Annotated in this window: 19 protein-coding genes and 2 pseudogenes; 10 read left to right on the plus strand and 11 right to left on the minus strand. The window is 46.6% G+C overall.

Going from position 1 to position 26,572, the window contains the following annotated elements:
• Nucleotides 1-4 precede the first annotated feature (4 nt).
• A complete protein-coding gene (locus tag JNUCC31_RS33830; RefSeq protein ID WP_267132510.1) occupies nucleotides 5-5,008 on the minus strand; it encodes a DUF7601 domain-containing protein in 5,004 nt (1,667 codons plus the stop codon).
• A gap of 68 nt (nucleotides 5,009-5,076) precedes the next feature.
• Nucleotides 5,077-6,738, minus strand: coding sequence for a hypothetical protein (locus tag JNUCC31_RS14200; protein ID WP_228469661.1), 1,662 nt, complete (start codon nucleotides 6,736-6,738; stop codon nucleotides 5,077-5,079).
• 508 nt (nucleotides 6,739-7,246) lie between these two features.
• On the opposite strand from JNUCC31_RS14200, the pseudogene JNUCC31_RS33340 reads away from it, so the two are divergent.
• Nucleotides 7,247-7,442: pseudogene (locus JNUCC31_RS33340) on the plus strand (short-chain dehydrogenase); the annotation flags it as partial.
• Nucleotides 7,443-7,580: 138 nt separating this feature from the next.
• On the opposite strand, the gene JNUCC31_RS14205 reads toward JNUCC31_RS33340, so the two are convergent.
• The 5 genes from JNUCC31_RS14205 to JNUCC31_RS14225 form a co-directional block, all read right to left on the minus strand.
• Nucleotides 7,581-8,111: a GNAT family N-acetyltransferase gene (locus JNUCC31_RS14205; RefSeq protein ID WP_192272047.1), complete on the minus strand. Its 531-nt coding sequence runs from the start codon at nucleotides 8,109-8,111 to the stop codon at nucleotides 7,581-7,583.
• 135 nt (nucleotides 8,112-8,246) lie between these two features.
• Nucleotides 8,247-10,100, minus strand: coding sequence for a hypothetical protein (locus tag JNUCC31_RS14210; protein WP_192272049.1), 1,854 nt, complete (start codon nucleotides 10,098-10,100; stop codon nucleotides 8,247-8,249).
• A gap of 11 nt (nucleotides 10,101-10,111) precedes the next feature.
• Entirely contained in the window at nucleotides 10,112-12,403 is a 2,292-nt protein-coding gene (locus JNUCC31_RS14215) for a glycosyltransferase family 2 protein (RefSeq protein WP_192272051.1), read from the minus strand.
• Nucleotides 12,403-13,500: a bifunctional glycosyltransferase family 2/GtrA family protein gene (locus tag JNUCC31_RS14220; protein WP_192272053.1), complete on the minus strand. Its 1,098-nt coding sequence runs from the start codon at nucleotides 13,498-13,500 to the stop codon at nucleotides 12,403-12,405. Before JNUCC31_RS14220 ends, JNUCC31_RS14215 begins: the two co-directional genes overlap by 1 nt.
• Nucleotides 13,501-13,713: 213 nt before the next feature.
• Nucleotides 13,714-14,133, minus strand: coding sequence for a DUF3237 family protein (locus tag JNUCC31_RS14225; protein WP_192272055.1), 420 nt, complete (start codon nucleotides 14,131-14,133; stop codon nucleotides 13,714-13,716).
• Nucleotides 14,134-14,557: 424 nt separating this feature from the next.
• Between JNUCC31_RS14225 and JNUCC31_RS14230 the strand changes: the two genes are divergently transcribed.
• Genes JNUCC31_RS14230 through JNUCC31_RS14250 form a run of 5 tightly spaced genes read left to right on the plus strand, consistent with a single transcriptional unit; the run spans nucleotide 14,558 to nucleotide 18,840 of the window.
• Entirely contained in the window at nucleotides 14,558-15,274 is a 717-nt protein-coding gene (locus JNUCC31_RS14230; RefSeq protein WP_192272057.1) for a lantibiotic protection ABC transporter ATP-binding protein, read from the plus strand.
• A complete protein-coding gene (locus JNUCC31_RS14235; RefSeq protein ID WP_192272059.1) occupies nucleotides 15,267-15,995 on the plus strand; it encodes a lantibiotic immunity ABC transporter MutE/EpiE family permease subunit in 729 nt (242 codons plus the stop codon). The genes JNUCC31_RS14230 and JNUCC31_RS14235 overlap by 8 nt, the downstream gene beginning before the upstream one ends.
• Before the next feature lies 1 nt (nucleotide 15,996).
• A complete protein-coding gene (locus JNUCC31_RS14240; RefSeq protein ID WP_192272061.1) occupies nucleotides 15,997-16,755 on the plus strand; it encodes a lantibiotic immunity ABC transporter MutG family permease subunit in 759 nt (252 codons plus the stop codon).
• Between the two features lie 28 nt (nucleotides 16,756-16,783).
• Nucleotides 16,784-17,446 carry a response regulator transcription factor gene (locus JNUCC31_RS14245; RefSeq protein WP_192272063.1) on the plus strand — a complete coding sequence of 221 codons (663 nt, stop codon included), beginning with the start codon at nucleotides 16,784-16,786 and terminating at the stop codon, nucleotides 17,444-17,446.
• Entirely contained in the window at nucleotides 17,434-18,840 is a 1,407-nt protein-coding gene (locus JNUCC31_RS14250) for a HAMP domain-containing sensor histidine kinase (RefSeq protein ID WP_192272065.1), read from the plus strand. The genes JNUCC31_RS14245 and JNUCC31_RS14250 overlap by 13 nt, the downstream gene beginning before the upstream one ends.
• A 157-nt stretch (nucleotides 18,841-18,997) precedes the next feature.
• Here JNUCC31_RS14250 and JNUCC31_RS14255 read toward each other — a convergent pair whose 3' ends face one another.
• Both JNUCC31_RS14255 and JNUCC31_RS33345 read right to left on the minus strand, forming a co-directional pair.
• Nucleotides 18,998-19,531, minus strand: coding sequence for a YceI family protein (locus tag JNUCC31_RS14255; protein WP_192272067.1), 534 nt, complete (start codon nucleotides 19,529-19,531; stop codon nucleotides 18,998-19,000).
• Nucleotides 19,532-19,787: 256 nt separating this feature from the next.
• Entirely contained in the window at nucleotides 19,788-19,943 is a 156-nt protein-coding gene (locus tag JNUCC31_RS33345) for a hypothetical protein (protein WP_228469662.1), read from the minus strand.
• A gap of 226 nt (nucleotides 19,944-20,169) precedes the next feature.
• Here JNUCC31_RS33345 and JNUCC31_RS14260 point away from each other — a divergent pair, with 226 nt between their 5' ends.
• Nucleotides 20,170-20,646, plus strand: a complete 477-nt coding sequence (locus JNUCC31_RS14260; protein WP_228469663.1) for a MarR family winged helix-turn-helix transcriptional regulator — start codon at nucleotides 20,170-20,172, stop codon at nucleotides 20,644-20,646.
• A gap of 48 nt (nucleotides 20,647-20,694) precedes the next feature.
• Nucleotides 20,695-21,633 (plus strand): NADP-dependent oxidoreductase, encoded by a 939-nt coding sequence (locus JNUCC31_RS14265; protein ID WP_192272071.1) that lies wholly within the window; start codon nucleotides 20,695-20,697, stop codon nucleotides 21,631-21,633.
• Nucleotides 21,634-21,793: 160 nt separating this feature from the next.
• Here JNUCC31_RS14265 and JNUCC31_RS14270 read toward each other — a convergent pair whose 3' ends face one another.
• Entirely contained in the window at nucleotides 21,794-22,150 is a 357-nt protein-coding gene (locus JNUCC31_RS14270) for a collagen-like protein (RefSeq protein ID WP_192272073.1), read from the minus strand.
• A 223-nt stretch (nucleotides 22,151-22,373) separates the two neighbouring features.
• Nucleotides 22,374-24,497, minus strand: coding sequence for a 5'-nucleotidase C-terminal domain-containing protein (locus JNUCC31_RS14275; protein ID WP_192272075.1), 2,124 nt, complete (start codon nucleotides 24,495-24,497; stop codon nucleotides 22,374-22,376).
• A 526-nt stretch (nucleotides 24,498-25,023) separates the two neighbouring features.
• On the opposite strand from JNUCC31_RS14275, the gene JNUCC31_RS14280 reads away from it, so the two are divergent.
• Nucleotides 25,024-25,647 carry a hypothetical protein gene (locus tag JNUCC31_RS14280; protein WP_192272077.1) on the plus strand — a complete coding sequence of 208 codons (624 nt, stop codon included), beginning with the start codon at nucleotides 25,024-25,026 and terminating at the stop codon, nucleotides 25,645-25,647.
• A gap of 341 nt (nucleotides 25,648-25,988) precedes the next feature.
• A pseudogene (locus JNUCC31_RS14285) lies at nucleotides 25,989-26,456 on the plus strand (DUF4062 domain-containing protein); the annotation flags it as partial.
• Between the last annotated feature and the right edge of the window lie 116 nt (nucleotides 26,457-26,572).

Raw genomic sequence — 26,572 nt, forward strand, 5'->3', positions numbered from 1 at the left:
CCGGTCACTGGATGTGCTTTTTCTTCTTGTTGCCGAGTAGACAGAATCCGATGATCACCATGGACATCAGCGCCAAAATCATATAGAAGATCGGCGATACGCTGTTGTCTCCGGTTTGCGGAGCATCGTCCAGCTCGTTATTTGCATTGCCCTCACCCTTATCGGTTAAGTCGCCGACATTGCCAACTCCGTTGTCATCGTTAACGTTGCCAGGCTCGGAATTGCCAGGTTGGTCAGGAACAGGGCTGATAGGACCTGGATTCACCGGCTCTGGTCCAGGGTTCACAGGACCCGGATTCACTGGCTCTGGTCCAGGGTTAGCAGGACCTGGGTTCACCGGCTCCGGAGTAGGGCTAACAGGGCCTGGATTCACCGGCTCTGGAGCAGGGTTAACAGGGCCTGGATTCACTGGCTCTGGAGCAGGGTTAACAGGGCCTGGATTTACCGGCTCTGGAGCAGGGTTAACAGGGCCTGGATTTACCGGCTCTGGCCCAGGGTTAACAGGGCCTGGTACGCCGCCAGTGTTTATCGACTTCATTGGCACGTCTTTTCTGACAATGTCAAAATCGACAGAAATCGTATCACTCTTGTACGTCTCGTATCCGTCCTTCGTTACGACCAGATAGTAATCCGCTTCAGGAAACACCATGTATGCATAGAAGCCATTTGCGTCGCTATCCTGCTCCGGACTCTTGTTGTCGTGTGGCGCAAAATTCGGAACCGGAGGAAGCGTTACTTTCGTATCCGGAATGCGGCCTTTATCTCTATTCCGCTGCGTATCCGCATAATACAGGGTAACTGTGGCTCCTTCAATTTTCTTGCCAGTGATGGCATCTCCTGTCGTTTCATCATAAACCGTACCGTAAGGATCGACCAATGCCTCGGAAATATTCAGCTCTCCGTTAGCCTTCACGTTCAGCTTCGTCACGTTGAAGAGCAGTTCCTCGCCAGTTTCAGCTTGATAGCGAACTTCCATGGTATACTGCTGCTCGCTAAGCCCTTCCACGGAGAAAGTTCCATTCGAAGCCATCGGGAACGCCTTAGGATGACCGTTCTCCTGAATATAATTGCCGTCCTTGTCTTTTAAATAGATATACATCTGGCTGGTAATCGAATCGTTGAACAGCTCTTTGGTTCCATTCAGCTGCTTGAACAGAACGATCCCTACCGCTGTAATGTCCGCCGGAACGGTCTCGTCCGTCACGCCGTTGTCCACAGTTGCTTTTTGCGTGAACTCGACAGGGACATCCTTCCCGCCTACATGATACAACTTCGTATAAGTGATCGTATAGTTGGTATCCGCTGTAGCTGGGACAGAATATTCACCATTCTCATTCGTCCGAATCGTTTGCTGTTCGTTGGTCTTCTTGTTCGTCACGATGATTTCCGCGTTCGGAATGATTTCGCCTGTGTTGTTGTCACGCAGTACGCCTTCCAGATATGGGCGGGTATTGAAGAAGTGTGCTTCGGCTGCTTTCTTCTCCGGAATGGTGCCTGTCCGAACAAGATCTTCAGGATCCGTCACATAGCCGTCTTCCGAATAATCATTCTGGGTCACTTTGTACTCGAGATACTTCGGAAGTCCTTGCACAACGAGCGTCTGGCCATCTGTAAGTTCGAAAGTGTCTCCGCTCTTAATCATGCCCTTGGTGCCGTCCGACTTCTCATAGGCGTAGGATTCTTCCGATCCCTCGCCTGTGAAGGTGACCTTGTACTTGAACAGCTTTGTCTTGTCGTCGTCTTTGCCTTTAACCGTGTTGCTGATGAGCAGGCCGCCCTTCAAGACTCGTATGTTCGTGAACGGGGCATCTTCATCAGTGCCTTTCATGACTCCGGTATGGTACCGTTCCTGAGGAGTAGTCATGTATTCATCGGTTGTGTAGTCTTTCTGGGTAACTGTGTATTTCAGATTCTTAGGGAGACCCGAAATATCCAGTTTATCTCCATCCTTGAGTGTGAAGGATTCGCCGGTCTTGATCGTACCTTTGCTACCGTCCGACTTTTCGTAAGAGTAGCTTCCATCCTTGCCTGCATCCTCAAAGATGACGGTGTACTCGAACGCCTTCGTCTTTTCGCCGCCATTACCCATGACTGTATTGCTGATGGTCAGCTTGCTGACGGTCCGTTCATTAACGAAATCCGCTTTACGATCGGCGCCCGCCATGACTCCCTCATCAGACAGTGCAGGGGTGGTCGCGTAGCCGTCGTTCTTGTAATCATTCTGTGTGATATCATACTTCAAATTGTCGGGAAGATCCTTAATTTTAATGGTTTCACCATGCTTGAGCTCGAAAGTGGCACCGGATGTGATCGTGCCCGTCGTGCCGTCTGAAAACTCGTAATTGTAAGTTTGACCCGTTCCTGCACCGTCAAAGGTCACGGTGTACTTGAACGGCTTGTCCGATTCTGCGCCGCTCCCGGTTACGGTATTGCTGACGGTCAGATTATAAACGTCTCGTTTGTTGACAAAATCCGCTTTGTGATCGCCTTTATCCTCGATTTCGCCTGACAGCTCTCTCGTTTCCGGGTTAGTCGTGTAACCGTCAACGGTCGTATAATCGGCCTCGTTTACGGTATAGACCAGACCCGCAGGCAGAGTCGGAAATACAACAGATTCCCCGTTCTTGAGGATGATCTTATCTCCGCTCTTGAACTTAACAGCGCTAACTTCACCATCTGGCTTCTTAAAGGTGTACTCTCCGTCCTCGCCCTCGCCGGTGAAGTTCACGGTGTATTCGAACTCTTTGTTCGGATTGCTGCCGTTGCCTTCCACCTTATTGGTAATGGTGAGTTTTCCTTGGGCCGGCGTAGGCACGACCAACGGATTGTCAGAGGTTACTTTCACGCCGTCTACCCAGATGGGCTTCCCAGGCGTATTCCCTACATATACTTGATAAACTCTTGTAGTAGGTAGCCAAGTATTGGTGTCAATATAAGTTTCCTTCAGCTCATAATAGCCTGGATCTGGGAATAGCAGATTAAGTTTCCCTCCGCTATCGGTTGTTCCTTTGGCGATTTGAGTTCCGCTATCCTTCTTATAGAGCGTAAACTCTACGCCTTTTAGCGGATTGCCATTGGGATCTACCTTTTTCAGGGGCAGCAGGGCGTTGGAGCTTGAACTGCCTGCTACGTCTGAATTGTCCAGCGTGCTTTCGCTTCTGGCACTGACAGATTTCAGATTGTCATCGCCCTCCAGTTTTACCTCGTTGCCCATTTTGTCTCCGGCTTTCGCTTTAGATGGGTCAACCTCTGTTTGGTATACAAACTGGTAAAACTTGTTAGGATTGTTCATTTTGAATTTTAGAACTGTGGTGCCTCCTGCGCCTGGTGCAGCTTCTACCTGAACTTCAGCATTCGGGTCGCTTAAGTCCAGTGCTGCGCCCTCATGTTCTAGTGCACCGCTGGCAGTCAGTTTAGCAGGATAGACTGCCATACTAGGCGTTGTCAGCACAAGCTTTCCGTTTTCTTCATAACGCAGATTCATGCCTGCACCCAGAGTATCTTGAAGGTAAACGTCCTGCTTCATGTTAAATGGCGGGGTATAGTTCACCGTCCATTCAAGCACCCCTGGAACTGGCTTCGTTACCGATTTGCCCAGAGTCTGAATAGGTACAATAATCTTACGTTGTTCGGAGAGGATCTTCTCCACTCCGCCCCATGTCATATGAAGGTCGGCTTTGTTATACAGCACCTGTTTGTCTGTGCCGTTGGTCGTGTACTCCTCCAAATATTTCCCCAAAGCTTCATTCGAAGGTCTTGCCTTTACCAAAATGACATAAGGACCTTCCAATTTAGAGAAGGTGAAGGTGCCTTCGTTGCCGCTATGGGAGAAGTTTACGATATGAGCAGGGTCGTTCGGCTCGATGATTGAAACAGCGTTGTTTCGAACCCCATAGCCGGTGCCGCTGCCATTATCCGAAAAACCTTTCCAAAGCTCAAAATCCTTCTTCTCGGAAAACGGAACGAACTCCCATCCCTCCGGCAAGGTGTCCACCAGCTTCACATCGGTGATGACCCGGCTTCCGCCGCTTTTCGCCATTTCAACCGTGTTGTAGCCCGGCATATTGACGCTTAGGCGGAAGGTAACCGTCTTGGTTGTCCGGTCATAACCAGCCAAAGTGTATTCGTCGCCGCTTGATGAGCCATCATAGCCTATATAGCGGTTAACGTTGTTCGGAGTATACCATGTGTCAGCCGTTCCGTCCTTCTTAATAGGATAGGATGCCGTAAGCATATCCTTGTTCAACATATGAAAATGGAGATTCACCCAATTTTCCGCCGCTTTTACAGTTTCTCCGTCAAAGAGCAAAGCCCGATTCAAGCGTGTTTTCTCTGTGTTAATATCCTGCCTGAAGAGGATATCCGGGTTGGTCTCAAGTGCACGGAAGCTGAAGGATGCAGCTTGGTCCGTGTATCCCGTCACCTTAATCAAATCTGCCACGACTTTTCCGTCCACCGTCAAAGGTATGGCTTTCATGGTCAAGCTGCTCGCATTGGTTACGCCCTTCAAGGTTCCCGCATGATACTGCTTCCAAAGCTGAGCAGTATTGACATTGGCCTTGATTTTCGCAATGGTTTCTGCACTAACCTCGCCAGTTTCATCCACAGCGTTGTTCAAAACATTCAAATCCCCGCCATGCACCAGCACATCGTATACCACCGCATTTGGCAGGGCATACTGTGGCGCTAGATTGACAGTCCATGTGATAGCGCCGAGGTTGTAGTCCTCCGTCAAAACAGATCCGCTTTTTGTAAAATTATGCGCACCGATCGTAACGATTGCCTCGTCAGTTACTGCGACAGGTCTTAAACCAGTTATCACATCATTGTTCTGAATACCGCCTGGTGTGTCCAAATTCCAGTTGGCACGCGGGTCGATTCTGAAGTCGGAACCGCTTGTTACCTTACTCTTAATCACTAGTTCCACTTTACCGTTAATATCCCCAAAGGAATAAACACTGTTCTCATCCGGTGTAATTGGTTTTACCTCAGATGCAACGCCATCCACCCATGTCTGCCATTCAGCTGATAAAAAGTCCAGCCCAGCAGGTAATGCATTTGTGATGGTTAAGCCCTTTAAACCTTTTTTGTTATTTTTGTAAAATTATGCGCACCGATCGTAACGATTGCCTCGTCAGTTACTGCGACAGGTCTTAAACCAGTTATCACATCATTGTTCTGAATACCGCCTGGTGTGTCCAAATTCCAGTTGGCACGCGGGTCGATTCTGAAGTCGGAACCGCTTGTTACCTTACTCTTAATCACTAGTTCCACTTTACCGTTAATATCCCCAAAGGAATAAACACTGTTCTCATCCGGTGTAATTGGTTTTACCTCAGATGCAACGCCATCCACCCATGTCTGCCATTCAGCTGATAAAAAGTCCAGCCCAGCAGGTAATGCATTTGTGATGGTTAAGCCCTTTAAACCTTTTTTGTTATACTGGTTAACAGTGACCTTCCATGTGATTGTTTCATTAGGATTGTCATACGAGGCACTGGCTTGAATCCAGTCGGGAGCAAAAGAAATCTCCTGACCCGCCAATTTCAGGGATTTACTGTCCTGTCTCAGTTCCACTACGCCCTGCATATCCCGATAGCCGCGACCAAGATTGCCTGGCGGATTCCGGTACTCGTAATAATAGGATTCCTTTGGAATCCATGTTTTATATTCAACCTTTGGATCTACACCTGTTCCCTGTGGGAACGTATAAGACAGCGATCCGTCTGCCCCAATGTCTGGAGTTACATTCTGACCATTTACTTTGAATGAATCCTCCTTATAGATTCCGCGGGCATTTCCAAAGGAGCCGGTGTTATAAGTTGATGGATTCGTGTAAAATGTCTTCCCGTCTAGCGGCAATTTGATGGTTTTATCAAACTGATCGAATGCAGACACGGTTGACTCCCAAGCAATCGCTCCCTCAACAAATTGTGCAGGTTGAATTCCGCGATAGCTCCACTGGTCCCACCTGATCATTCCTGGCGAAGCCAACGTGATACTATAATCCGGCGTAACATCCGGGTTCTTTAGCTCATACGCCCCCCCGAAAATCGAGATAGGCTTTGTATCGCCGTATTCTATGCCATTCAAATCCGAATTGGCAGTGGTATCAAAGCCGAAGGTAACTGCTACCCCAATACCATTGAAAAACGAATCATCGCCATTAAATACAATCTTGATGCTGCTCGGGGTGAAATAGGCGGTGCCCAGCTGTTTCAGACCATAGTCAGTTGTTGCCATCAAGGTTTTCGTAGCTGTTGGCAGCACCACTTCCTTGAAGTAGTCTTCTCTTTTCAGCTCAATCCAGTCACCCTTTTGGATGTATTTGCCTGGATCTGCATTGGTTGGATTCGGGTCGTCACCATTTACTGGTACTTTGAGACCTTCTGACTTGAGAGTAAATGCCTGTCGGCCCTGAATCGTACCGCCTGGGCCAATGTCAGTTCCCTGCGTCACCTTCAGCGGAAAGGTTGAATTAGCTTCCATAAACACCGCCGTTTTGTCCGTCGGGACTGCCGCCATCACTACGAAATTGTTCGGCACATCGTACACAGCCTCAGGTACCGACGACGGTTCGTCCGTGCTCGGCGAGTCGGCTTCACTTGCCGCCGTCCCGTAATCGTCCGGCACGCTCTCCGCATATGTAGCAGCAGGGAAGATCACAGTCTGTAAGACAAGCAAAACGGCTAGGCAGAAAGATAGCACAGTTTTACCTACAGTGCGTTTTCGTTTCAATACAAAATCTCCTCCTTTTCCGAAATTTTTAGCGACAGCAAGATCATCTACCCGTTATAACACTCAAGCGCATAGACATATGCTATTTGCTTGATCCCAGCGGCCCTTTACATCTTCGAAATTTTGCGGGGTTCCAGATGGCGGGTAAGTGCCGTGGGCATACAGGGATTTGATCATGCTCTCCTTCGATTACCTTCGCCACTTACATACCCTAAATGACAAAATACGCCCATTTTCCCAAGCGTATATCTTCATTATATTGAAGGAATCTATACAAAATCTGAACAACCACTCGACCATAAGAAGCATGAAACCCGATTTCCACCATTACATGCGGGTCGGGTCCGATTCGATCATCTCCAACATTTTGATGCCATCCAGTCCCCTCACGACAAGGCGCGAAGCAGCTTTCGAAACCGTCCGTTATGCAACCCAAAACGGTTTTCCACCGACAGCTTGTTGAACTACCGAAAAACCGTATCCCGATGCCCCGATAGCAAAATTTGCTTCAGATCTGGGTGGAGCAGGGCTGCATACTCAAGGAGAACCTTGGATGCCTTCGCAGATGGAATCTTCAAAGGATTAGAAGAAGGTCACCAGGAAATTGGATATGGTACCTCTGTCGCTCGCTTACGCATGTCCCGAGATGAAGTTGACGAGTAGCCTCACAGATGTATAACGCAACGAAAAGTCTAATTGAATAACTCGCATACGAGCTACATGCGACTAAATCAATATTGCTGTATATAACAAAGAGGCCACTCCAACTTGGAATGGCCTCTTTGAATACATTCTCATATAAAACTCATGTATCTCTTTCTTATGCCAATGAGAACATCAGATCAATCTGATATTAACTTTGAATACATATGGAGATCGTTAAACTTCCCTTCTACTCCTTCATATTCTCTAAATGTTCCTTCAAATGTGAAACAGAGCTTTTGTAAGAGCCTTATAGAATTCACATTTTCGGGGTCAACCTTTGCTTCGACTCGGTTCAGTTTTAAAGATGAGAATGCGTGATCTACCAAAGTAGAGACCGCTTCTGAAGCATATCCTCTTCCCCAAGATGATTTAGCCATATCATATCCAATTTCTGCTTTTAAGTTGTCAAAATCCAAAGAATTATAACCGCATGAACCTATAATTTCGTTGGACTCTTTTTTAATGATGGAGAAACGAATAGCCTTACGATCCCGAGAAAGATCATCCAGAAGATGAATCATTTCCTTCGCTTGCTCTACGTCAGTAAAACTACTAACATTCATAAATTTAGTAATATCCGGATCAGACCAAATTGTAAACAGGCTCGGAGAATCCGATTCCTTCATTTTTCTCAAATGTAAACGTTCTGTGTGTAACTCAGTAATCAATACTTTTTCCTCCCATTAATAGATTAACAGCTAGGTTTAAGATATTGATATCTGCGCATAGTTCAGTCCCTTCATTTCCAGGCTAGTTACATTATACAAGGGCCATGACCGAAATCAAAGTTCACTGAAATAATCTCAAGTTAACGTAAGAACGATCCGTTCTCCGGAACGGGTAATCTTGTAGATCCCCTCCTGCATGTCAATGCCATAGTGCTTTTTCAGCAACCACTTTGCGTTACGATCCGTCTCCACAACGACCAGATAATCGTAGCCGCTCAGGAGATTATCCATGTTATCCTCATAGAACAAGACAATCCCGTCCACATGCGGAGCGTACAAGAAATACTTCCCGACATACTGCATGTAATAATTCGTGACCTGTAGGTCCCTATCCGAGGCGTAGAACAGATATCTGTTGCTGTCCTCCTGGCCACCTTTATACCACCGATCACCGGTAACCGCATGGATTTTGTAAGGGAGCGTCGTATCGTAGGTTTTGGCAATCGAGACGATCCCGTTGTATTCCGATAAAAGGATGGTGGCGGCAATCGCCATACAGCCAATAATTCCTTTTTGATAATGACCCTTCGTCTTGACCGTCTTAAAGGCTTGATAATCAGGCACTTCACCAATCCGATAGTGGAATGAACGTTCCAGGTCGATCGCAGCGCACAGCACCAGCCCACCCGCGAACAGCACCACGATACTCGACGCATAACGCTCAAAGCCTGCCAGCCTGATGGCTTCATCCAGCGGCATGGAAAAGAGATACAACGCCAGAATCCCCGCATAATACAGCAACAATACGACATCCAGTGCAATCAGTGCTTTCCACAGATTCCACTTCTTCTTGAGCACCACATAGGCAAAGATCGAAGCTGCAATCGCTATAAGCTGGAAAATGACAATACCGATGACTGGTCGTGTCGTAATATCCGTACTCGATTTTAAGAAAAGCCACAGAATTTCTTGCATCTGCTCCGCCGTTTTGCCGGATTGAATTCCGGAAGTGGCCACATCAAATTTGTTATCGACACCCTGAAATACCGTTGCCATTCGCCAGCTCCAGCCGAAGTATGGAATCAGTGAACCGCAGATAGCTCCAATAACAGCCAGCGCCGTTTTCCAGCTCAACTTTTGTCTGTGTTTTAGCCAGGTATACACCAGGAAGATGAGGCCGATGGCTGCGAAAATAATGCCTGTGCTTTTGATGACGGTCAGCACACCTGCAAGCGGGAGCACGATTATACATGCTCGTTTGATATCATGACGATACTGATATACCGCCGCCAGGATGGCCAGCGCATAGATGGGGAGCAAGAAATCGACGAGCAGATTGGTAATCCGAATCGTTAGGTTGAAGAAGGACAGTGTAGATAACCCAAGTCCGAGAAACGCATACAGTAGAAAACGCTTCTTCTCGGAAACGATGCCGAACATGGCGTAAAAACAGGAAAAGATCAGCAGACCTTGTGCCAGTAGCATCACAGACTGGTCATGCCCCATAAAGCGACAAACAAAATAAATAAAGGATGAAGTCCCTAGCGGATAATTTTTAAAATCAATTAGGTTCGAATCCGGGGTCGGAAAAGCATCTGTGCTGAGCATCTGCTTCAAGACAATCGCCCAGTGCGAAAAATTATCGTAATGCGTCAATTGGTTCTGGAAGAGTACCAGCAAGAAGATGAAAGCCCCGGCCAGAAATGAACATTGGAATAAGGAAAAAGAAATGCGAAAGGATGTCCCTCGGCGCAATCCGAGAAACACCATTCCTCCATACAATAATAATCCGACGATAAGAAGGACAAGACTGCCGATGTAGAGCTGCCCTGCCAAACCGAAAAGAAAGACTAGACATGCTATGGAGGAAAACACAAATACAGGGGTAAACTCCCAACGTATGGACAGTGCCTTTCGAACAAACTGCATGTAACCAATAAAGGAGAATATCAATAAAACTCCCATCACAAGTTGAAGCATAAACAGCATCTCTATCTCTCCTAACCCTCTCTGGTGAAACGTTCGGTATGTGAATGGGTCAAATCGCTCAGCAATTGATCAATCAAACCGCGCTCCACGATGTCATCCATATTCTCCACCGAGAGAAGCACTTCGCGACGATTGGCTGTTGTTTTCCCGGTATGCTGCAAAATGACTTTAATATTGCTTTGGGTATAAAAAGTAACGATCGCTCCTGCCGCCATGTCACCATGGAGACCCGTGGCGGAAAAGAAACGATAATTGAAGCTGCGCAGCGTACAGCCCGCATCATTGGTAAACGTAACGGGATACTGCAAGGAAAGCCTCGGCATTTTTCGCTGATCCGATCTAGGTTGAACAATACGTTTCTTCACATTGCGAAGCATATCGTCGTAAGCCGTATCCCATAAATTCATCTGCTCAGGCAACGAGTGTTTACGGTCATAGATGATTTGCATATATTGGCGGTTATCCGTCTCGTCCATGGGCTGAACCGTTGCAGAATAGCGCCAGCCCTCTCCATCCTGTTTCACATAAACGATGACCGCATTAAGATTGGCCTCATACCGCTCCGATTTTACAGTAAGAGAGATTGTCTTCTGTTCCGGCAAATAGATGGGATATGGGACATAAAAGGCAATCCCATTCTCAGATACATCTACGGTCTTGGCCTGATAACGAAGATTCGTATCCTGGTCGTGGATCATTACATCCTCTTGTGCCCGAATCCGCTCCGTCTCCCGATACGCACGGCGGCCAATCATGAAGAACAGGGCATAACACAGCGCAATCATGTTGTGAATGAGCCAGAAAATAATGATACTGCTGAAGAACAGTGCAATACCATACTTGCCGTTAACATACCGAATCACCGCCGCAATCGAAAGCAGGAGCAGGAAGATATGCGGAAGTGCATATAACAGGGCAGACATCCATTTTCGACCTTTGGCTCTGCTTTTGTTCGTCACCTTGAATTTTTTCTCACGAATGCCCAGCGTTTCAAGGAGAACCGGCCAGATCAGGTAAGGCATAAATATGGTATCAATCACCTGACTCCAGCGCTGATTCCGAATATTGCTGGACAAATAACGCATCGATACGCTGTAGAAGAAATAGGATGGAAGCCAGAATATTAAGATTTGCCAGAAGGTTGTGTTTACAATCTTGAAGTCAAATAGCGCAAATAAAATGGGCGCCAAAATGAAAATCAATCGGTTAAAGAAGGACCACCAGTATAAGAAACTGCTCAAATAGGTCACTCTCGTCCAGAAAGGAAGCTTCTCGGATAAGGGAGCACGCGTATTCTGCAGGCTCTGAATAATCCCCCTTGCCCAGCGAATCCGCTGTTTAATCATGCTCGGAACGGTTGTCGTGGTCTGTCCCGCAGCTTGAACCTCTTGAGTTGCGTAGGTAATATAGCCTTCCTGCTGTAAGCGGATGCTTGTCTCAAAGTCCTCGGTGATCGTATTCAGCGGAAAACCTCCAATATCTTCCATGCCTTGGCGCGAAATGATCGTATTGCTTCCTGTATAGGCTACCGCATTGGAGGCATTACGCAGGATATTCACTTCTCTGGAGAAGAAATCTTGTTCATTCGGGATTCCTTGTTCTGCATAAAGGTTAAACTGGAATAGATCCGGATTGTAGAAGCTCTGAGGGGTCTGTACCAGCCCCAGCTTGAATTTCTTATCCTTTTCATCCTCACGGCGAAGCCGCCATTGCCCGTTCTCTTCTATAAAAGTGGAGAGCAGGAAATACGGGACGGTTTTCATCAAAAAGGTGTGTTGCGGAATCATATCTGCATCAAAGGTTGCAATGAGTGGGGAAGAGGTTTTGCTCAGGGCATTATTCAGGTTACCTGATTTGGCATGCTTGTTGCCGGGGAAGCCCATATAACCTACACCGAACTGCTTCGCAAGCTCCTCTACCTCAGGTCTTCCGCCATCGTCACATATATAAATATGGACCTTTTGCTTGTCCGGATAGTCCATGAACGTACAGGCGTTTACGGTTTTATACAACAGATCAACCGGCTCGTTGTGGGTGGCAATGAAAACATCCACATCCGGATAATATTCTGGAGGAACGATGGGAAAGTCGAGTTGTGTACGTGCCTTTTGCATCTTTTGAAAGAACAATTCAAAGGTGGTCAGTACGGTAACCGTCTCAGCCACAATGAGCAGAATGCCGAAGATGACATTCAGTACGCCTTCTCCCCATGGCAGTGTAAAGAACATCCGCCATAACAAATAAATCGACATCAGGATCATGGTGATAATAAAGAAAATATGTTGCCTTTTTTCGTTTTGCACTACAGCTGCTTCCTCCTTGCTGCAAATACCCATCTTCGCTGCAATTGAAAACTGAGCAGGAACAGCAAGGCATCACAGACGAATTTCGCTATTTTCTCGTCCACGAAGAAAATCGTATGGAACAAATATACACCGGTACTGGACAGCAGGATGATTAATCCGCACAACGACAAATAACGCCATAGACTGCCCTGACTATCCTCTTTGCGGAATACAAAGTGCCTGTTCAGTACATAGTTGACCACAATGGAAAGAATTCTCGCGATCACGGTTGCGAGCAGAATTCTTAGATAATCCTGCTGACCCAATATGGGCCGCAAAAAGTCGATTAAAAACCATGCAATCCCCAAATCAACTACAGAACTCGCAACCGAAGAGGAAATAAATCGCAGGAAATTGGAAAACAGCACACCCATCACCCGAGCACTGTCCTGGATCGCTTTAAAGTGTGTTCCTGCATTTCCATTCTCATAGATGACTTGAATCGGCATGGTATGAATCGGTATGCCGGACTGAATGCATGAGATGAGCATTTGCAGCTCGTATTCGAACCGGGTGCCGCGGACATCTTGCATGAATGCAAGCAAACCGGGGCCAAAAGCACGAAGCCCGGTCTGGGTATCTGACAGCTTTTTGCCGTAAAGCATAGCAAAAATAGAGGATGTCATCCGATTGCCCAGCAAGGACTTCGGCGGTATGCCTCCCTCGCTGAAGTCCCTTACCCCGAGAACCAACGCATCAGGATGACGCCTGGTTTCTTTGGCAAGTCGGTATACATCCTCTGGTGCATGCTGTCCGTCTGAATCTGCAGTGACGACAAAGGAAGACGCATCGAACTGCTGCCCAATATACTGGAATCCGGTCTTGAGTGCAGCACCCTTCCCCAGATTTTCCGTATGCCGCAGCAGGACACACCCGTTCTCCCTAAGTTCCTCGAAAATCGGCTGGTACGCTTCACCAGACCCATCGTCCACAATCACAATATCGGTCAAGTCATATTCTCGCAATTGCCCTACATAGGCCAGAAGTCTCTCATCTGGCTCAAGAGATGGAATAAGGATGATCGTTTTACCGTCTTCAATTTTATATGTAATCATCCTATTTAGCCTCAATTCGACATGTTTTCACAATTTCTTTTGGAATATTGTGAGTATAACATCGAAAGTAAGGGGCGTAAACGACAAACCAGTAGCTATTCATGTAAAATATAGAACTAACATATGAATACTTAAAAGCTATACATTTGGTAATGAATAGAGGGGTATTACGGGTAGCCTTTGAAGGCCGTCGATGTGTGTTTTACTGTTGGCTCATACCGCACTGTAAATTTTGATATCTACTCCAGCCTCGGCTTGCAGCCCTTCCCCAACCAGTATGTCACTATTTAAAAAAGACAAGGCTTTGCTGTTTGTAATGATTCTGGGAGATGTACGGAACAACACACCTTCCAGCTGTTCGTGGATCTCCCCATTATTCTCAATGTATAGTTCACAGTCCTGACCTGTATAATCCGTTCCCCGAAGCATGTACCTTGCTGACAAGCTGTGCTTGTCCCCATGTTGTCCAATGATTTGGGTATCCGTTGCTCCACCAAGTATGATTCCCTGAAAGTACCTCCCTGTCGCATGACCTGTAAAAGAAATCATGACGACCGAGTCACCGCTGTCGTTCTGCAAATTGACAGTTTCCCCTATCACCACATGCACCGTAAGAACTTCTCCCCACTTCATGCTAATCCTCCCCTTATGCGAAACAAAGTCTTAACAGGTAATCACAACTCCTCCAGCTATAGAGCATCAAACTCCACTCCGACTGCATGGAAGATGGCCCTATACTTAAATCGCTGTTGCAACTCAATCCCTCCCAGGAGAATGATCCTTATCATAAAGCTATCGTATACACACACTTATGACCGATGGTTGCAATAATTAATCCCAATATATCACACACTCTCTCGCCACTTCATTAGCTGCGTACGACTGGACAGAAGCTTTTTTACCTTCGGTATTGGCCGCTGGCAAGTGTTAAAGGCTCATTCATCTCAATCATGAGAATGACCTCACTTGTCCCCTCCTCCAGCCCGTATTAACACCCCTTACAGAATCCTTAGAATTTCCCTTTAGACTGTGGAACTAGAAAGGATGATATAAAACTATGTCGGACATTATTTTAGAAACTCATGATCTATGCAAAAGCTTTAAGCGCCAACCAGCCGTTAACAACGTATCGTTGGAAGTACCTTATAACTCGATCTACGGGCTCTTGGGTCCAAATGGCGCAGGCAAATCGACTACGCTCAAAATGATCACAGGCATGCTACGCCCCGACTCCGGAAGCATTCGCATTCATGGCCATGAATGGACTCGTAAGGACTTGAACGGAATAGGCGCACTGATTGAGGCGCCGCCGCTGTACGAGAATCTGACAGCCAGAGAGAATCTCAAAGTGCGTACACTCATCCTCGGGCTGCCGCAGTCCCGGATCGAGGAGGTGCTCGCCATTGTGGATTTGGCTCATACCGGGAAGAAACGTGCCGGACAATTTTCCATGGGCATGAAGCAACGGTTGGGAATTGCAATTGCCCTCTTGAACCAGCCCAAGCTGCTGATTCTGGACGAACCGACGAACGGGCTGGACCCGATTGGGATTCAGGAGCTGCGAGAGCTAATCCGTTCTTTTCCCAAGCAAGGGATCACCGTTATTTTATCGAGTCATATCCTCTCCGAAGTTGAATTGGTAGCGGATCAGATCGGCATTATTGCTGGCGGAGTTCTGGGCTATCAGGGAAGCGTCCCTCGTGGCCCAGAACTGGAGACCTTGTTCATGCAGGTGGCAGCAGCCAACCGGAAGGAAGGGGGTTCACATGCTTAGTCATATTAAAGCTGAACGTCTGAAATGGCGGCGCACCTTCATCCCCAAGCTTGTCTGGCTTGCCCCTGTATTCACTTTACTCCTTTGCGCTGTTCTAATGGGCGGACGTCTCTTCCAAACGGGCGCTTACAACTGGTGGTACACGATGCTTTTGCCTGGGTCACTTTCCCTTGCCTGTTCACTTGCTCTACAAAAGGATGCCAAGATGAAATACCGTGGACTGTTGGCTCTGCCCATTGACCCAAGGAAACTTTGGGCTGGGAAAATCATCGCAATTATGCAGTGGCTCTTGGCGACACTTTTCCTGTTCCTGATCGGCATTACGTTAGGAGGAATGTTGTTTGGCCAAACCATACCCCTGCTGAACAGCGCAGCGGGCAGCTTCCTGATCTTCCTTACTATACTGTGGCAGATTCCACTGTGTCTGTTCCTGGCTACGCGTCTGGGATTATTCGCCGCTGTTCTGCTTAATATGTGCGGCAATATCCTTGGTATCGTTGCATTCAATAGTGGAGGAATATGGGATTATGTTCCTTATTCGATTACTTTCAGGCTCATGTGCCCGGTTCTGTCCATCCTGCCGAATGGACTTCCTGTACCCGCGGACAGCCCGCTGAGAAGCACCAGCATGATGCTTCCAGATGTCCTGATCTCCGTGGCCTGGTTCATATTGCTCTCCCTCCTTACAGCACGATGGTTTCACAAACAGGAGGCGAAGTAGCATGAATTTCATACCAGGATTGTTAAGAGCGGATCTCCTCAAAAGTCGGCACACACCGTTTCTCCTCATTCATCTACTTGCTCCGCTGGTCGGGGTTAGCGTATTCTTAGCTTATTATTCGTACTCCCCATGGAGTGTAAATGATAAGGTGCTGGCGTTTATGCAGTCCCTGGGATGCGCATTTCCTATCCTAATCGGGCTGGTTTGTTCCATGGCGGTTGAACAGGAGGCTAATGCGGGACATTTTCAAGGTATGCTGGCACTACCAGCGAGTAAGATTGCAGCCTTTACAAGCAAGCTGCTGCTCCTGTTGATGTTTGGGTTTGCGGCTGTCATGCTTGCCTACAGTCTGTTTGGACTTGGATTTGGCCGGATTTTGCATCAGGACAGAATGGGAATGGCCTTTTACCTTGCCGGGGCAGTTATTCTGTTCGGTAGCAATATATTTCTCTATCTTCTTCACCTGGCGATCAGCCTGCGCTTTGGAAGAGGCGCCTCTATCGGGGTAGGAATAGCGGGGAGTCTGGTGGCAGCTTTAATGCTCACCGGGCTGGGTGATGCCATCTGGCCCTACATTCCCTTCGCATGGGGCGTCCGCTTCATCTCGCTGTGGACAATCCATGCTTCAGATATCTCGTTATCCGATGCTGTATCGGGACTGAATGCTGGAATCAGGGTGTGTATTCCGGGAACCATAATCCTTTTGTTCCTTTGCACTACTTGGTTCCAGCGCTGGGAAGGACGATCAACCGATATTTAGATACTACTTATAAATTGAGGGAACGAATATGGCAAAAATACTGGTGGTCGATGACGAACCCGCCATTCTGTCGTTGATCCGTAACGCGCTTATTGCAGATCAGCATCTGGTAACATTAGTCTCCGATCCCAAACAGGTACGTCAGACTGACCTTGGGGTGTATGATCTTATTTTGCTGGATGTGATGATGCCGGGGGTGGACGGCTTTACCCTTTGCCGGGAGATCCGTGCCGCTGTGGATTGTCCAATCCTTTTTTTAACGGCCAAAACGCAGGAAGCGGATCTGATGTACGGATTAGGGCTGGGAGCAGATGATTATATTATGAAACCCTTCGGGATAGGTGCGCTGAGAGCACGGATTAACGCACACCTTAGGCGGGAAATCAGGGAGCGGCGGAATGTTCTGTACCTGGACAATGTACGCTTCAACCTCTCCGGTAAAGAGCTGTTTGTCCTAGAAGACAAGGTACCTCTAACCAAAAGCGAATACGAAATTTGCGAGTTTCTGGCCCGTAGTCGCGGACAGGTATTCTCCAAAGAACATATTTATGAAGGAGTCTTTGGATATGATGGAGCAAGCGACAGCAGTGCTATTACGGAACATGTCAAAAACATCCGTGCCAAGCTAAGCAAATGCGGAATCGACGCCATTGAGACCATCTGGGGGATCGGATATAAGTGGAAACTGTAAAACGAATCAAAACCGTGCGCCTTCGCACCTTTTTCCTGCAATATCTTCTGTTCCTAAGTTTGGGGACGATCCTGCTGCTGGGGGTATTGCTTGGGTTGTTTGCACTGTCCCTTGCTTCAAACGCCGTGCTGCCTGCCAATTATGTTGAGAAGGAAATTGCTGCGTTCACGGATCGTCTTCTCTCAAGCCCTGCTGTAACACCTGATATGGTTCCGGAATTGCTCGATTATGCAGTCTTCACCAGTAAAGGAGAGCTCCTCAACGGCAATATGAGTCATGACAAGGCATTACATCTCTGGGAAATGACGCAGCAAAGCGATAATCAGGGTTATAATTTCTATAAAACGGCCCAACGTGGTCAAGAGGTCTGGATATTTCGTTATAGCCTAACGCCGCAATATGCATCATCCTTGCTGCGCAACTATCTGCCGAATCCTCAGCTATTGGGAGTCCTGTTCTTTATCTTCGGTATTCTGCTCCAGGCCGCATTACTCGCTGCCCTGTTCGGCAAAAGGCTCTCGCAGAAAATGGCTGGATTGGTAGAAGCGACAGAGAACATCCAACGAGAGAATCTTGAGTTCACAGTCAAGCCCAGTGGGATCACCGAAATCGACGATGTATTGGCCTCACTGGATCGGATGAAGAAAGCTCTGCATGCTTCGCTCAACCAACAGTGGGAGATGGAGCGTTCCCGCAGAGAACAAATTTCCGCTCTGGCCCATGATATCAAGACACCACTTACCGTTGTCCGCGGAAATGCCGAGCTCTTGCAGGAGACGGCTCAGAACGAGTTCCAGCGAGAGTACAACGGATATATCCTCCGCAGTGCCGAGGACATAGAGTCCTTCGTGCAGGAGGTCATTGATTTATCCAGCATGCAATCCAGATTATCTCGCCAGAAAGCACCTGTCCCTGTAGCAGCGATTATTGAAGAATTAGAGTTACAGTTAAAGGCTCTCTCCGCCAGCAAAAATCTGTATACGTCTGTCCAGAAGGAGAGTCTACCGCCATTCCTCTTCATAGATCAGGAGCTGCTTCAGCGGGGAATCATCAACATCATCGCGAATGCAGTCGAGTATACACCTCCACAAGGGAGTATTGCCTTGCTGGTTCGGGGCGACGACTCAGCCGTCCATTTTACAGTCACAGATACAGGAAATGGCTTCTCCCCAGCCGATCTGAAAGATGCAGCTAAACAGTTCTACAGAGGAGATCAGAGCCGAAAGTCCAGCAATCATCATCACGGGATGGGGCTGTATATTGCCCAATCCGCAGCCCAGGAGCATAAGGGAAGTTTAAGCCTAGACAATGTATCTCCCTCCGGCGGAGCGAAAGTGACGGTGAGTATCCCTGTTGTCGCTGCGGAAACGACGGAGAAGGTTGTCAGCAGGTAGTAGATGATAAGGATGTATGATGCAGCGGTGACGGTTACCATTGTTTAATTCTAGAAGCTCGCTGCTTTACTAGTGCTATTGGCCAATTCATCGCGAGTTATGTAACGACAAAATTTTGAATAAAGCCCCCCCGCATAAGGGGTGGTCTTTAGGACCACTAAATTACTTTGATTGCTTCGATATAAAGCTCGATGCTCACTTCATTTCCGACGACAATTCCACCCGTTTCCAAAGGTGAGTTGAAGGTCAAACCAAATTCATTGCGTTCAATACGGGCTGTTGAATGAAATCCTACACGTTCCCGGCCACGAGGGTCTTGATTAAACCCTTCAAAAACAGTATGAAAAGTAACAGGTTTTGTTACTCCATGGAGCGTCAGATTACCTGCAAGTTCATATTGCCGTTCGCCAGCAAGGACGCAGCTGGTGCTTTGAAACGTGATGACTGGATATTTGGCAGCATGAAAGAAGTCTTCACTTCTCAGGTGTTCATCTCGTTGCCGCTGGCGAGTTGTAATACTATTTGCTTCTATGGAAGCCTGGATGCCCATGGTTGTTACATCGTTGGGGTCAAAACTTAGGATCGCTTCGAAATGCTCGAATGCTCCTTTGATTTTATTGATCATTAAATGCGCCACTGAAAACTCAACAGAGCTGTGGTCCGGATCCACTTCCCATTTGATACTGCTCATCACCAATTCCCACCTTCGATAATCATATTATGAGAAAGGTCACCCTATCTCCAAAACGCTGCGTTATTCGCATACCGTTAATATATAAAAACGCTACTGACAACGTAATGTCAGTAGCGTTTTTGCGTTCCAGCATTTTTTAGTTTATTCGTAAATCTGATGTCGGAATGACTCAGGCCCCTCTACCTTTACATTCCCTTCCCAGCCCAGTGTCCATTGCATCACATCGTCCAGCTGACGAACGCGTAAGATCTCTTCAGATCGAGCTCGTCTCCTGCTGGATCCGAATACGCTGCCCTATTCCCAGCTGAAAAGACAATTTTCCATCTTCCATCCGGTATACCTTGTCGCAATATTCAAGCATACGTTCATCATGAGTAACCATAATCGCTGCTTTCTGACGTGAATTCACCTCTTGGGCGATGCGTGAATCCAGCTAATCCATTCTGATATGTAAATAACATGATTGGTGAGATCCATGGTACGAGTATTTGGGGTTCTAAGCCGAGAAAGTACATAGAGAAATGCCGTTTAGTATTGAACTTCTACCGAGATTTTTAATTTATGTTGACGGCAACATATTTAAGTGTTATCTTAAGTTCATGAAATATGTTGACGACCACATAAATAAAGATAGGATGATATCATTGAAGAACAGTGACAACAACGAAGCCATTGAAAATGAGATCAGTGCGGTCAACCAGTTTCCCCTTAGCTTCTCGATCTTCAGTCTTGCCCGTTCTCATCATCGAATTGCGGGACAACTGCTTCGGGAAGCAGGCTTATACCCCGGGCAGGAACTCGTATTAATGCAGCTATGGCACCGGGACAGCCAATCTCAGAATAGTCTCTCAAAATCACTGCGCCTGGATCACTCGACCATAGCGAAATCCGTTCGTCGTTTGGATGATGCGGGGCTTGTTACCTGCAGCCGCTCTGAGGAAGATAAACGAGTAACCCTCGTATCACTCACCCAAACAGGGCGTGAAATTGAATCCAGAGTCAATCAGGCCTGGAGCAAGCTGGAAGAGATTACAACGGAACATCTTAATGATGAAGAAAAAGTACAGTTTGTAGCTTTAGCCAAAAAAATAGCCGTTACACTAGAAAATTAAATGGAAGTATACCGACAAACAATGAGTGATATTGGAGGAGAGATATGTATGTCGAAAAAATCGATGCAAGCTATTCTGGTCAACGAATATGGTGGCCCAAACGTTTTGAAGGGAGCCATCGTTGAACGCCCTCAACCGCAAGCGGACGAAGTGCTCGTTCGCATCGTGTATGCTGCAGTCATTCCGCTTGACTATAAAATTCGTAACGGTTGGCTTCAAAATGTTTTTCCTATAACGTTGCCCTACATCCCCGGTTTTTACGCTTCGGGAGTTGTCGAAGAGATTGGGCAAAGTGTAACGGAATTCAAGCCCGGTGATCGTATCTTCGGCATGATTAGAGGAGCTTACGCAGAATATGGCATTGCAACCATTCAGGAATTGGTTAAAATGCCCGACAATCTACCGTTTGAAGATGCGGCCGCTATTAAAGCTGGAGCTGAGGCAGCCTGGAAAGCGCTGTTCACCGAAGGCGAGCTCCTATCTGGACAGACGGTTCTCGTTCATGCCGCAGCAGGCGGAGTTGGACAGTTCGCTGTTCAGTTAGCCAAGTGGAAGGGAGCAACTGTGATCGCCACGGCTTCAACCCCTAACCTGGACTTCGTTAAGTCTTTGGGTGCGGATCAAGTCATCGATTATACTACGACAAATTTCGAAGACACTGCCAAAGAAGTAGATCTGGTCGTCGATTCTGTTGGAGGCGAGACAGAGACCCGGTCCTGGTCCGTTCTAAAGAAAGGCGGAATCCTCGTCTCTTTGACTCAGGATCCATCCCAAGAAAACGCTCAGAAGCATGGCGTTACAGCTAAATTTAATACCAAATTCCCTACCCGCGAGGACTTGTATAGCTTAACGGAATTAATAGCCGAAGGTACGATTAAAGCAGAGATTGACTCCATATTCCCGTTAAGTCAAGCGGATAAAGCGCTGAAGAAAAGCGAAGCAAGACATGGACGGGGGAGAATTTTGCTAAACATGAACTCCATCTAACAACGAAACAACACGAGTGCATAGCGCACAACGTGTTGTTTCTTTATTCCATAGAACCAAGCTGACTTCGATCGTATGGCTGCGGCTTCCTTCCTTTATTGATGATGCGGTACACAACAAAGAGAACAGCCCCCAGGCTGTTCTCTTTGCGCTGTCTGTCTTAAAAACATGTGAACGAGCTAATCCGATTCAAATCAATACCGAAGTATCCCCAGAAGAAACCGAACCATCTGAACCCTGCAACAGAATTACGCCCGACGAATACCGGGAAGAACCAGAATTGCTCGCCGTTGTTCAGCCAAATGTATGTGTTGCGGAACATGCAGCGTCTGATCCCGCCGGGGTCGATAGCATATGTGGCGGTCTGCATTTGCGGTACGAACTGCGGTGGAGGAGCCGTCGGCGGTTGAACGCCTCCGGGTGCACCCCCTGGAAAGCCCGGACCCCCCGGACCTCCCGGTCCACCTGGTCCGCCTGGAAACCCTCCGCCAGGTCCCGGCATTGGAAAAAATCCCATATGTGATCGCTCCTTTCGATGAGTAGGCATAATCATCATATGCATTCGCGGAAAGGGCGACTGGGCGAATGTCAAAAAAATCCCCGACAAGCACGTCCATAAACTGCTGGCGAGATGCATGAAAAACACATCCTAAATTGGGGAATAGCATTCTCCTGGAAAGCTTATTTACCCAATAGGATGTGTTTTTCTGTTTTAATATATGATTTGTATCAGTTCTACATTATGAAGCTTTTGCTGCAACAGCTTTTTCAATTAAAGCTTTGGCGTCGTTAGTAGAAAGCCCTTGTTTAGGTTGAAGCAAGTTTTTCTCTGCTGCACTAAGAATACCTTTGTCAATCAGTTTTGCCATAGATTTCACTGCATAGGTAGAAACGGTTTTGCCATCTTCAAAACCTGCAATGATCGTAGCTGCATTTTTATCAGAAGCTTGATCTTTCAGCAATTTAGCAAGAATAGTAGCTGCTTCTTCACGAGTGATATCACGATCCGGATAGAAGTTACCACCATAGCCTTGAATGAATCCGGCATGAGTAGCTTCAGCGATCGCATCTGCATATGCAGCGTTAGCAGCAACATCCTTGAATGCAGGTGCTGCAGCTACTTCGTTTAGTTTCAACAGGTCAACCAGAGCACTTACAAATTCAGCACGAGAAATGACTTCTGTGGTTACAGGTGTTTCTGTTTGCTCTGTAGATGCGGCTAGATTCGTAATGCGTCCTTCTGTTTTAGCTTGAATAGCGCCGCCTTTATACGTATCTACAATGTACTGGTAGAATACATCCAGATCGATAGGACCAGCCAAAGATGATTTAGCATCCACCAGCACTTTATAGTTGTCTCCACCTGCGGCCATAAAGTTGTTTACAACAGCCGTATATGTTTTTGCAGGATCAATTGGTGTGCCATCTTCCAGACTAAGACTAGTAACACGTTCTGCAACTGGCTTGTTGAAATCGGCAGTATATTTCAAACCTGAGATCTGTAGAGTTTTTGTGTTTGGTGTACCGTCAGCATTGGTACCCCATTGCTGCTGCAACAAAGTTTTAATTTGTTCGCCAGTCAACTCCAGTTTCACTAAAGTATTGCCAAACGGTTGGATTTTAGCAAGATCAGCAAAGGTCACATCGCCTTTTGGCAGATCCGCACGAATACCACCTGGATTCATAAATGCAAAGTCCGCAGCGCTTGCTTTATCCCCAAAGTCTGCTTCACGCATTGCATCTGCAATGAGGTTGCCAAGAGCGGCTTCGTTATTATAAGCATCTGTACGAGTAACAGAACCATCCGTTGTACCTACTGGCTTCGTCAGCTCAGGATGCTTGTCTAATGATTTTTTAATAATAGCTAAAGATTCAGAGTCTTCTTTTACGCCCTCTTGGAAAGTCGTTGTAACGATAGCTGATTTTTCGGTTACATCCCCGGTAGCAGGATCAATCATCAGCTTGATATCTTCAAATGCCGTACCATATGAATAGGCTTGAACGATCAATTTTCCATTCACTTCACCGTTAGCTAAAGCATGATTGTCACCTGCAACGATAACGTCAACAGGGGAATCTGCTGGCAAAGCTTTTGCTAAATCAGCCGCTTCTCCAGTAGTTACGCCTTCTTTGGTTGATGCTGGATCATGCGCCAAGACGATGATCGTTTCTACACCTTGATCTTGCAATTCTTTTGCATATTTATTAACGGCTTCAACTTCTTCTTCTGCGCTTAAGAAACGCACGCCTGCTGTCCCAGATGGGGATACTTTGGCAGGTGTGGATTTAGTCACTAATCCGATGAATCCGATTTTGACTCCGCCCACTTCTTTGATCACATAGGGCTTAATCAATGTTTTTCCAGTGGCAGTTTCAATGACATTTGCATTGACATAATCAAACTTTGCACCATCATGCGTTACCTTGCCTTCTTTTGGATCAAGGCCACCAAAGATTTGGGCCTTCAAAGCAGCGATCCCTTGGTCGAATTCATGATTGCCTAGAGAAGCTACATCAAAGCCCATCATATTCATCCATTCCATGGTAGGCTCGTCACGATCCATAGATGAGACTGGAGCAGATGCACCAACAGAATCTCCATTATGGAAGAGTAGGGAATGTTCATATTTGGCTTGAGCTTCTTTTAAGTAGGTTGCTAGAATTGGAGCCGTTCCTGCCTTTTTATCACTAACGATCGATGTGGTATCTAATTGACCGTGGAAGTCATTGATACCAATCAAGTGTACTTCTACATCTTTTCCTGCGGCAGAGACCGAACCTGCTGCGCCCAATAGTTGGGTGAGTAGTAGTGCAGCAGTTGCCACACGAATTGTGCTTTGGCCCAGAACTTTTTTCCAATACATGAATTAACAAAACCCCTCTCCAATTTTAGATCCTGAAATATTTTACCATAGTTCAATTCATAAATATCGTAAAATATATAAAATGGATGTAAAAATCGAAAGATTGGTAGAGAAGAAACCTAACGGACTGCAAAAAAATTTACATATACCTCTATCATGTTAAATTTAGTGATTTTAAATAGAAAATTATGGCTTTTATATTTCTTGGTTGCTATACTGGGAAATAAAGTATGTTCGGTTATTTGATGATATGGACTCATTGCTGACAATGAGAACCTATTCGAATCTCCATCTCCTAAATACATAATTCAAACTACATAATATGTACCAGAATCAATTCTATTAATGGAGGTGAACCTGAGCGTATTTTAGATCTGATCCCCGTTCAGCACCTTTTGGGGATGTGTATTGGTTTCTCCTTCATCGCTCCTAACCGAATGCTGCGCAGCAACCTGCAATGCACTGTAAGGGTTTATTTTCTACGCATTTAGCTTTAACCATTATAAATAACTTAGGAGTGTGCCCAATGAACAAACCACTTTTCCCCAGATCTTTTCGAGTTTTTATGGCCTGCTTATTGATTTTGGCATTTGCCGTACCAGCGACGGCTTCCGCGGGCTATCTTGGAGATAAGCTCACTGTAGGCAGCAGCATGGCGAAGGGTGACTATCTCACTTCCCAAGATGGCAGGTTTTCAGCCATTTGGCAAAATGACGGGAATTTCGTTATCTATCAGAATGGTTCTTCTCTTTGGAGTAGCGGTACTAGTAACAGTGGGGCTGTTGCGTTCAAGTTTGAATCAGTGGGTAAGCCCGTAATTTATTCCTATGGCGGATCATATAAAGATGTATACCAATATGGTTATCGCTATGGATTCAACCCTGTCTCAGGTAAATTCGAATATTACACGGGTTGGGGGTATGATAAGGTTTGGGTGATTGATACTTCTATACTGCAAGGCGTTTGGTCTGCCAATACCGCCTCATGGATTCCAGGCCATCACGGAAGCAGCTTGCCGGCTAACACAACGGGTGACACACTGGTCATGCAAAGTGATGGGAATTTAGTTCTCTATAACACAACCCTTACCAATAGCAATTATCCTAATAGTTGGATTCCTGTCTGGGCTTCAAATACGGGCGGGCGCTAAAATCAAATGGAGAGCCGCATGATGTGCGGCTCTTTTTTTTTGTTTATCCAAGGAAGCTGATAGATTCATCACTTAACAAGAAGAGGTGTAAAAAATTGAATACGTGGCTGTCCCGATCAATTGGCTCATTAAGTATGCCGGGTCCGTTCGCGTGATGATCATAACCGGTATCGTTCTGTTCCCGTCACTTTCTTCCTTGCCAGCCTCCGTTAAGTTCGTGATTTACGCGAAATCAACACAGGGTTGCAGGAAATATCGGCAGACGGTCTGGAGGAGATTCCAAAACAACAAATTACTGCTTCAAAAACCAGGAGCACGTCAATTAAGAGATGCTCTGGTTTCCTGCTGGAATCGAGCAATTTTTCAAGGAAAGTGCAATGAAAATTAGAAAGAGAGGGATCGACGAGTCCGATGTATATGTCCTGATTCTCGGAGGATTCTATGGTTTAACACTTCCTGATGAACCCAAGAGCTATATCCATTGGGAGTATGAGTATGCCGGAGAAGCGGGCAAACCTAGATTTGCTTTTGTTGTCACAGATGAAGCGTTAAGACAAAAGCCATATGACTTCGCAGCAATAGAATACTATCAGAAGTTTCAAGAGTTTAAGCAATCCGTCATGGAACAAATCCCGATCTATTATGTTGAAGATGTACGGCACATTAAAATGGTACTTCGTGATCAATTGCCGAAGTATGCGGCAAGAGACGATTTGTATGGCTGGGTTTCCGGCAAGGATGTCCTGGACGTTCAAAAGCTGTTGGAAGAGAATGCACGATTAAAGGCGGAGTTGGAGAAAAAGAAATGAAAGTGGGTTAAAGGCGACAGCTCACAGCTATCGTCTTTTCCAATTTTCCAATAATCGAAGCTCATGGTAATCCTCACCTATCATTTGAGGCCGCACTTTGTTCTTTACCCCATATT

It is taken from the genome of Paenibacillus sp. JNUCC-31, from assembly GCF_014844075.1.
Taxonomy (GTDB): domain Bacteria; phylum Bacillota; class Bacilli; order Paenibacillales; family Paenibacillaceae; genus Paenibacillus.

What these genes read in the sequence shown, in the direction of transcription:
- JNUCC31_RS14210 (WP_192272049.1), bottom strand. Translation starts at nt 10,100, where the DNA reads ATGCTGTTTATGCTTCAACTTGTGATGGGAGTTTTATTGATATTCTCC.
- JNUCC31_RS14220 (WP_192272053.1), bottom strand. Translation starts at nt 13,500, where the DNA reads ATGATTACATATAAAATTGAAGACGGTAAAACGATCATCCTTATTCCA.
- JNUCC31_RS14225 (WP_192272055.1), bottom strand. Translation starts at nt 14,133, where the DNA reads ATGAAGTGGGGAGAAGTTCTTACGGTGCATGTGGTGATAGGGGAAACT.
- JNUCC31_RS14230 (WP_192272057.1), top strand. Translation starts at nt 14,558, where the DNA reads ATGTCGGACATTATTTTAGAAACTCATGATCTATGCAAAAGCTTTAAG.
- JNUCC31_RS14235 (WP_192272059.1), top strand. Translation starts at nt 15,267, where the DNA reads ATGCTTAGTCATATTAAAGCTGAACGTCTGAAATGGCGGCGCACCTTC.
- JNUCC31_RS14240 (WP_192272061.1), top strand. Translation starts at nt 15,997, where the DNA reads ATGAATTTCATACCAGGATTGTTAAGAGCGGATCTCCTCAAAAGTCGG.
- JNUCC31_RS14245 (WP_192272063.1), top strand. Translation starts at nt 16,784, where the DNA reads ATGGCAAAAATACTGGTGGTCGATGACGAACCCGCCATTCTGTCGTTG.
- JNUCC31_RS14255 (WP_192272067.1), bottom strand. Translation starts at nt 19,531, where the DNA reads ATGAGCAGTATCAAATGGGAAGTGGATCCGGACCACAGCTCTGTTGAG.
- JNUCC31_RS14260 (WP_228469663.1), top strand. Translation starts at nt 20,170, where the DNA reads ATGATATCATTGAAGAACAGTGACAACAACGAAGCCATTGAAAATGAG.
- JNUCC31_RS14265 (WP_192272071.1), top strand. Translation starts at nt 20,695, where the DNA reads ATGTCGAAAAAATCGATGCAAGCTATTCTGGTCAACGAATATGGTGGC.
- JNUCC31_RS14270 (WP_192272073.1), bottom strand. Translation starts at nt 22,150, where the DNA reads ATGGGATTTTTTCCAATGCCGGGACCTGGCGGAGGGTTTCCAGGCGGA.
- JNUCC31_RS14275 (WP_192272075.1), bottom strand. Translation starts at nt 24,497, where the DNA reads ATGTATTGGAAAAAAGTTCTGGGCCAAAGCACAATTCGTGTGGCAACT.
- JNUCC31_RS14280 (WP_192272077.1), top strand. Translation starts at nt 25,024, where the DNA reads ATGAACAAACCACTTTTCCCCAGATCTTTTCGAGTTTTTATGGCCTGC.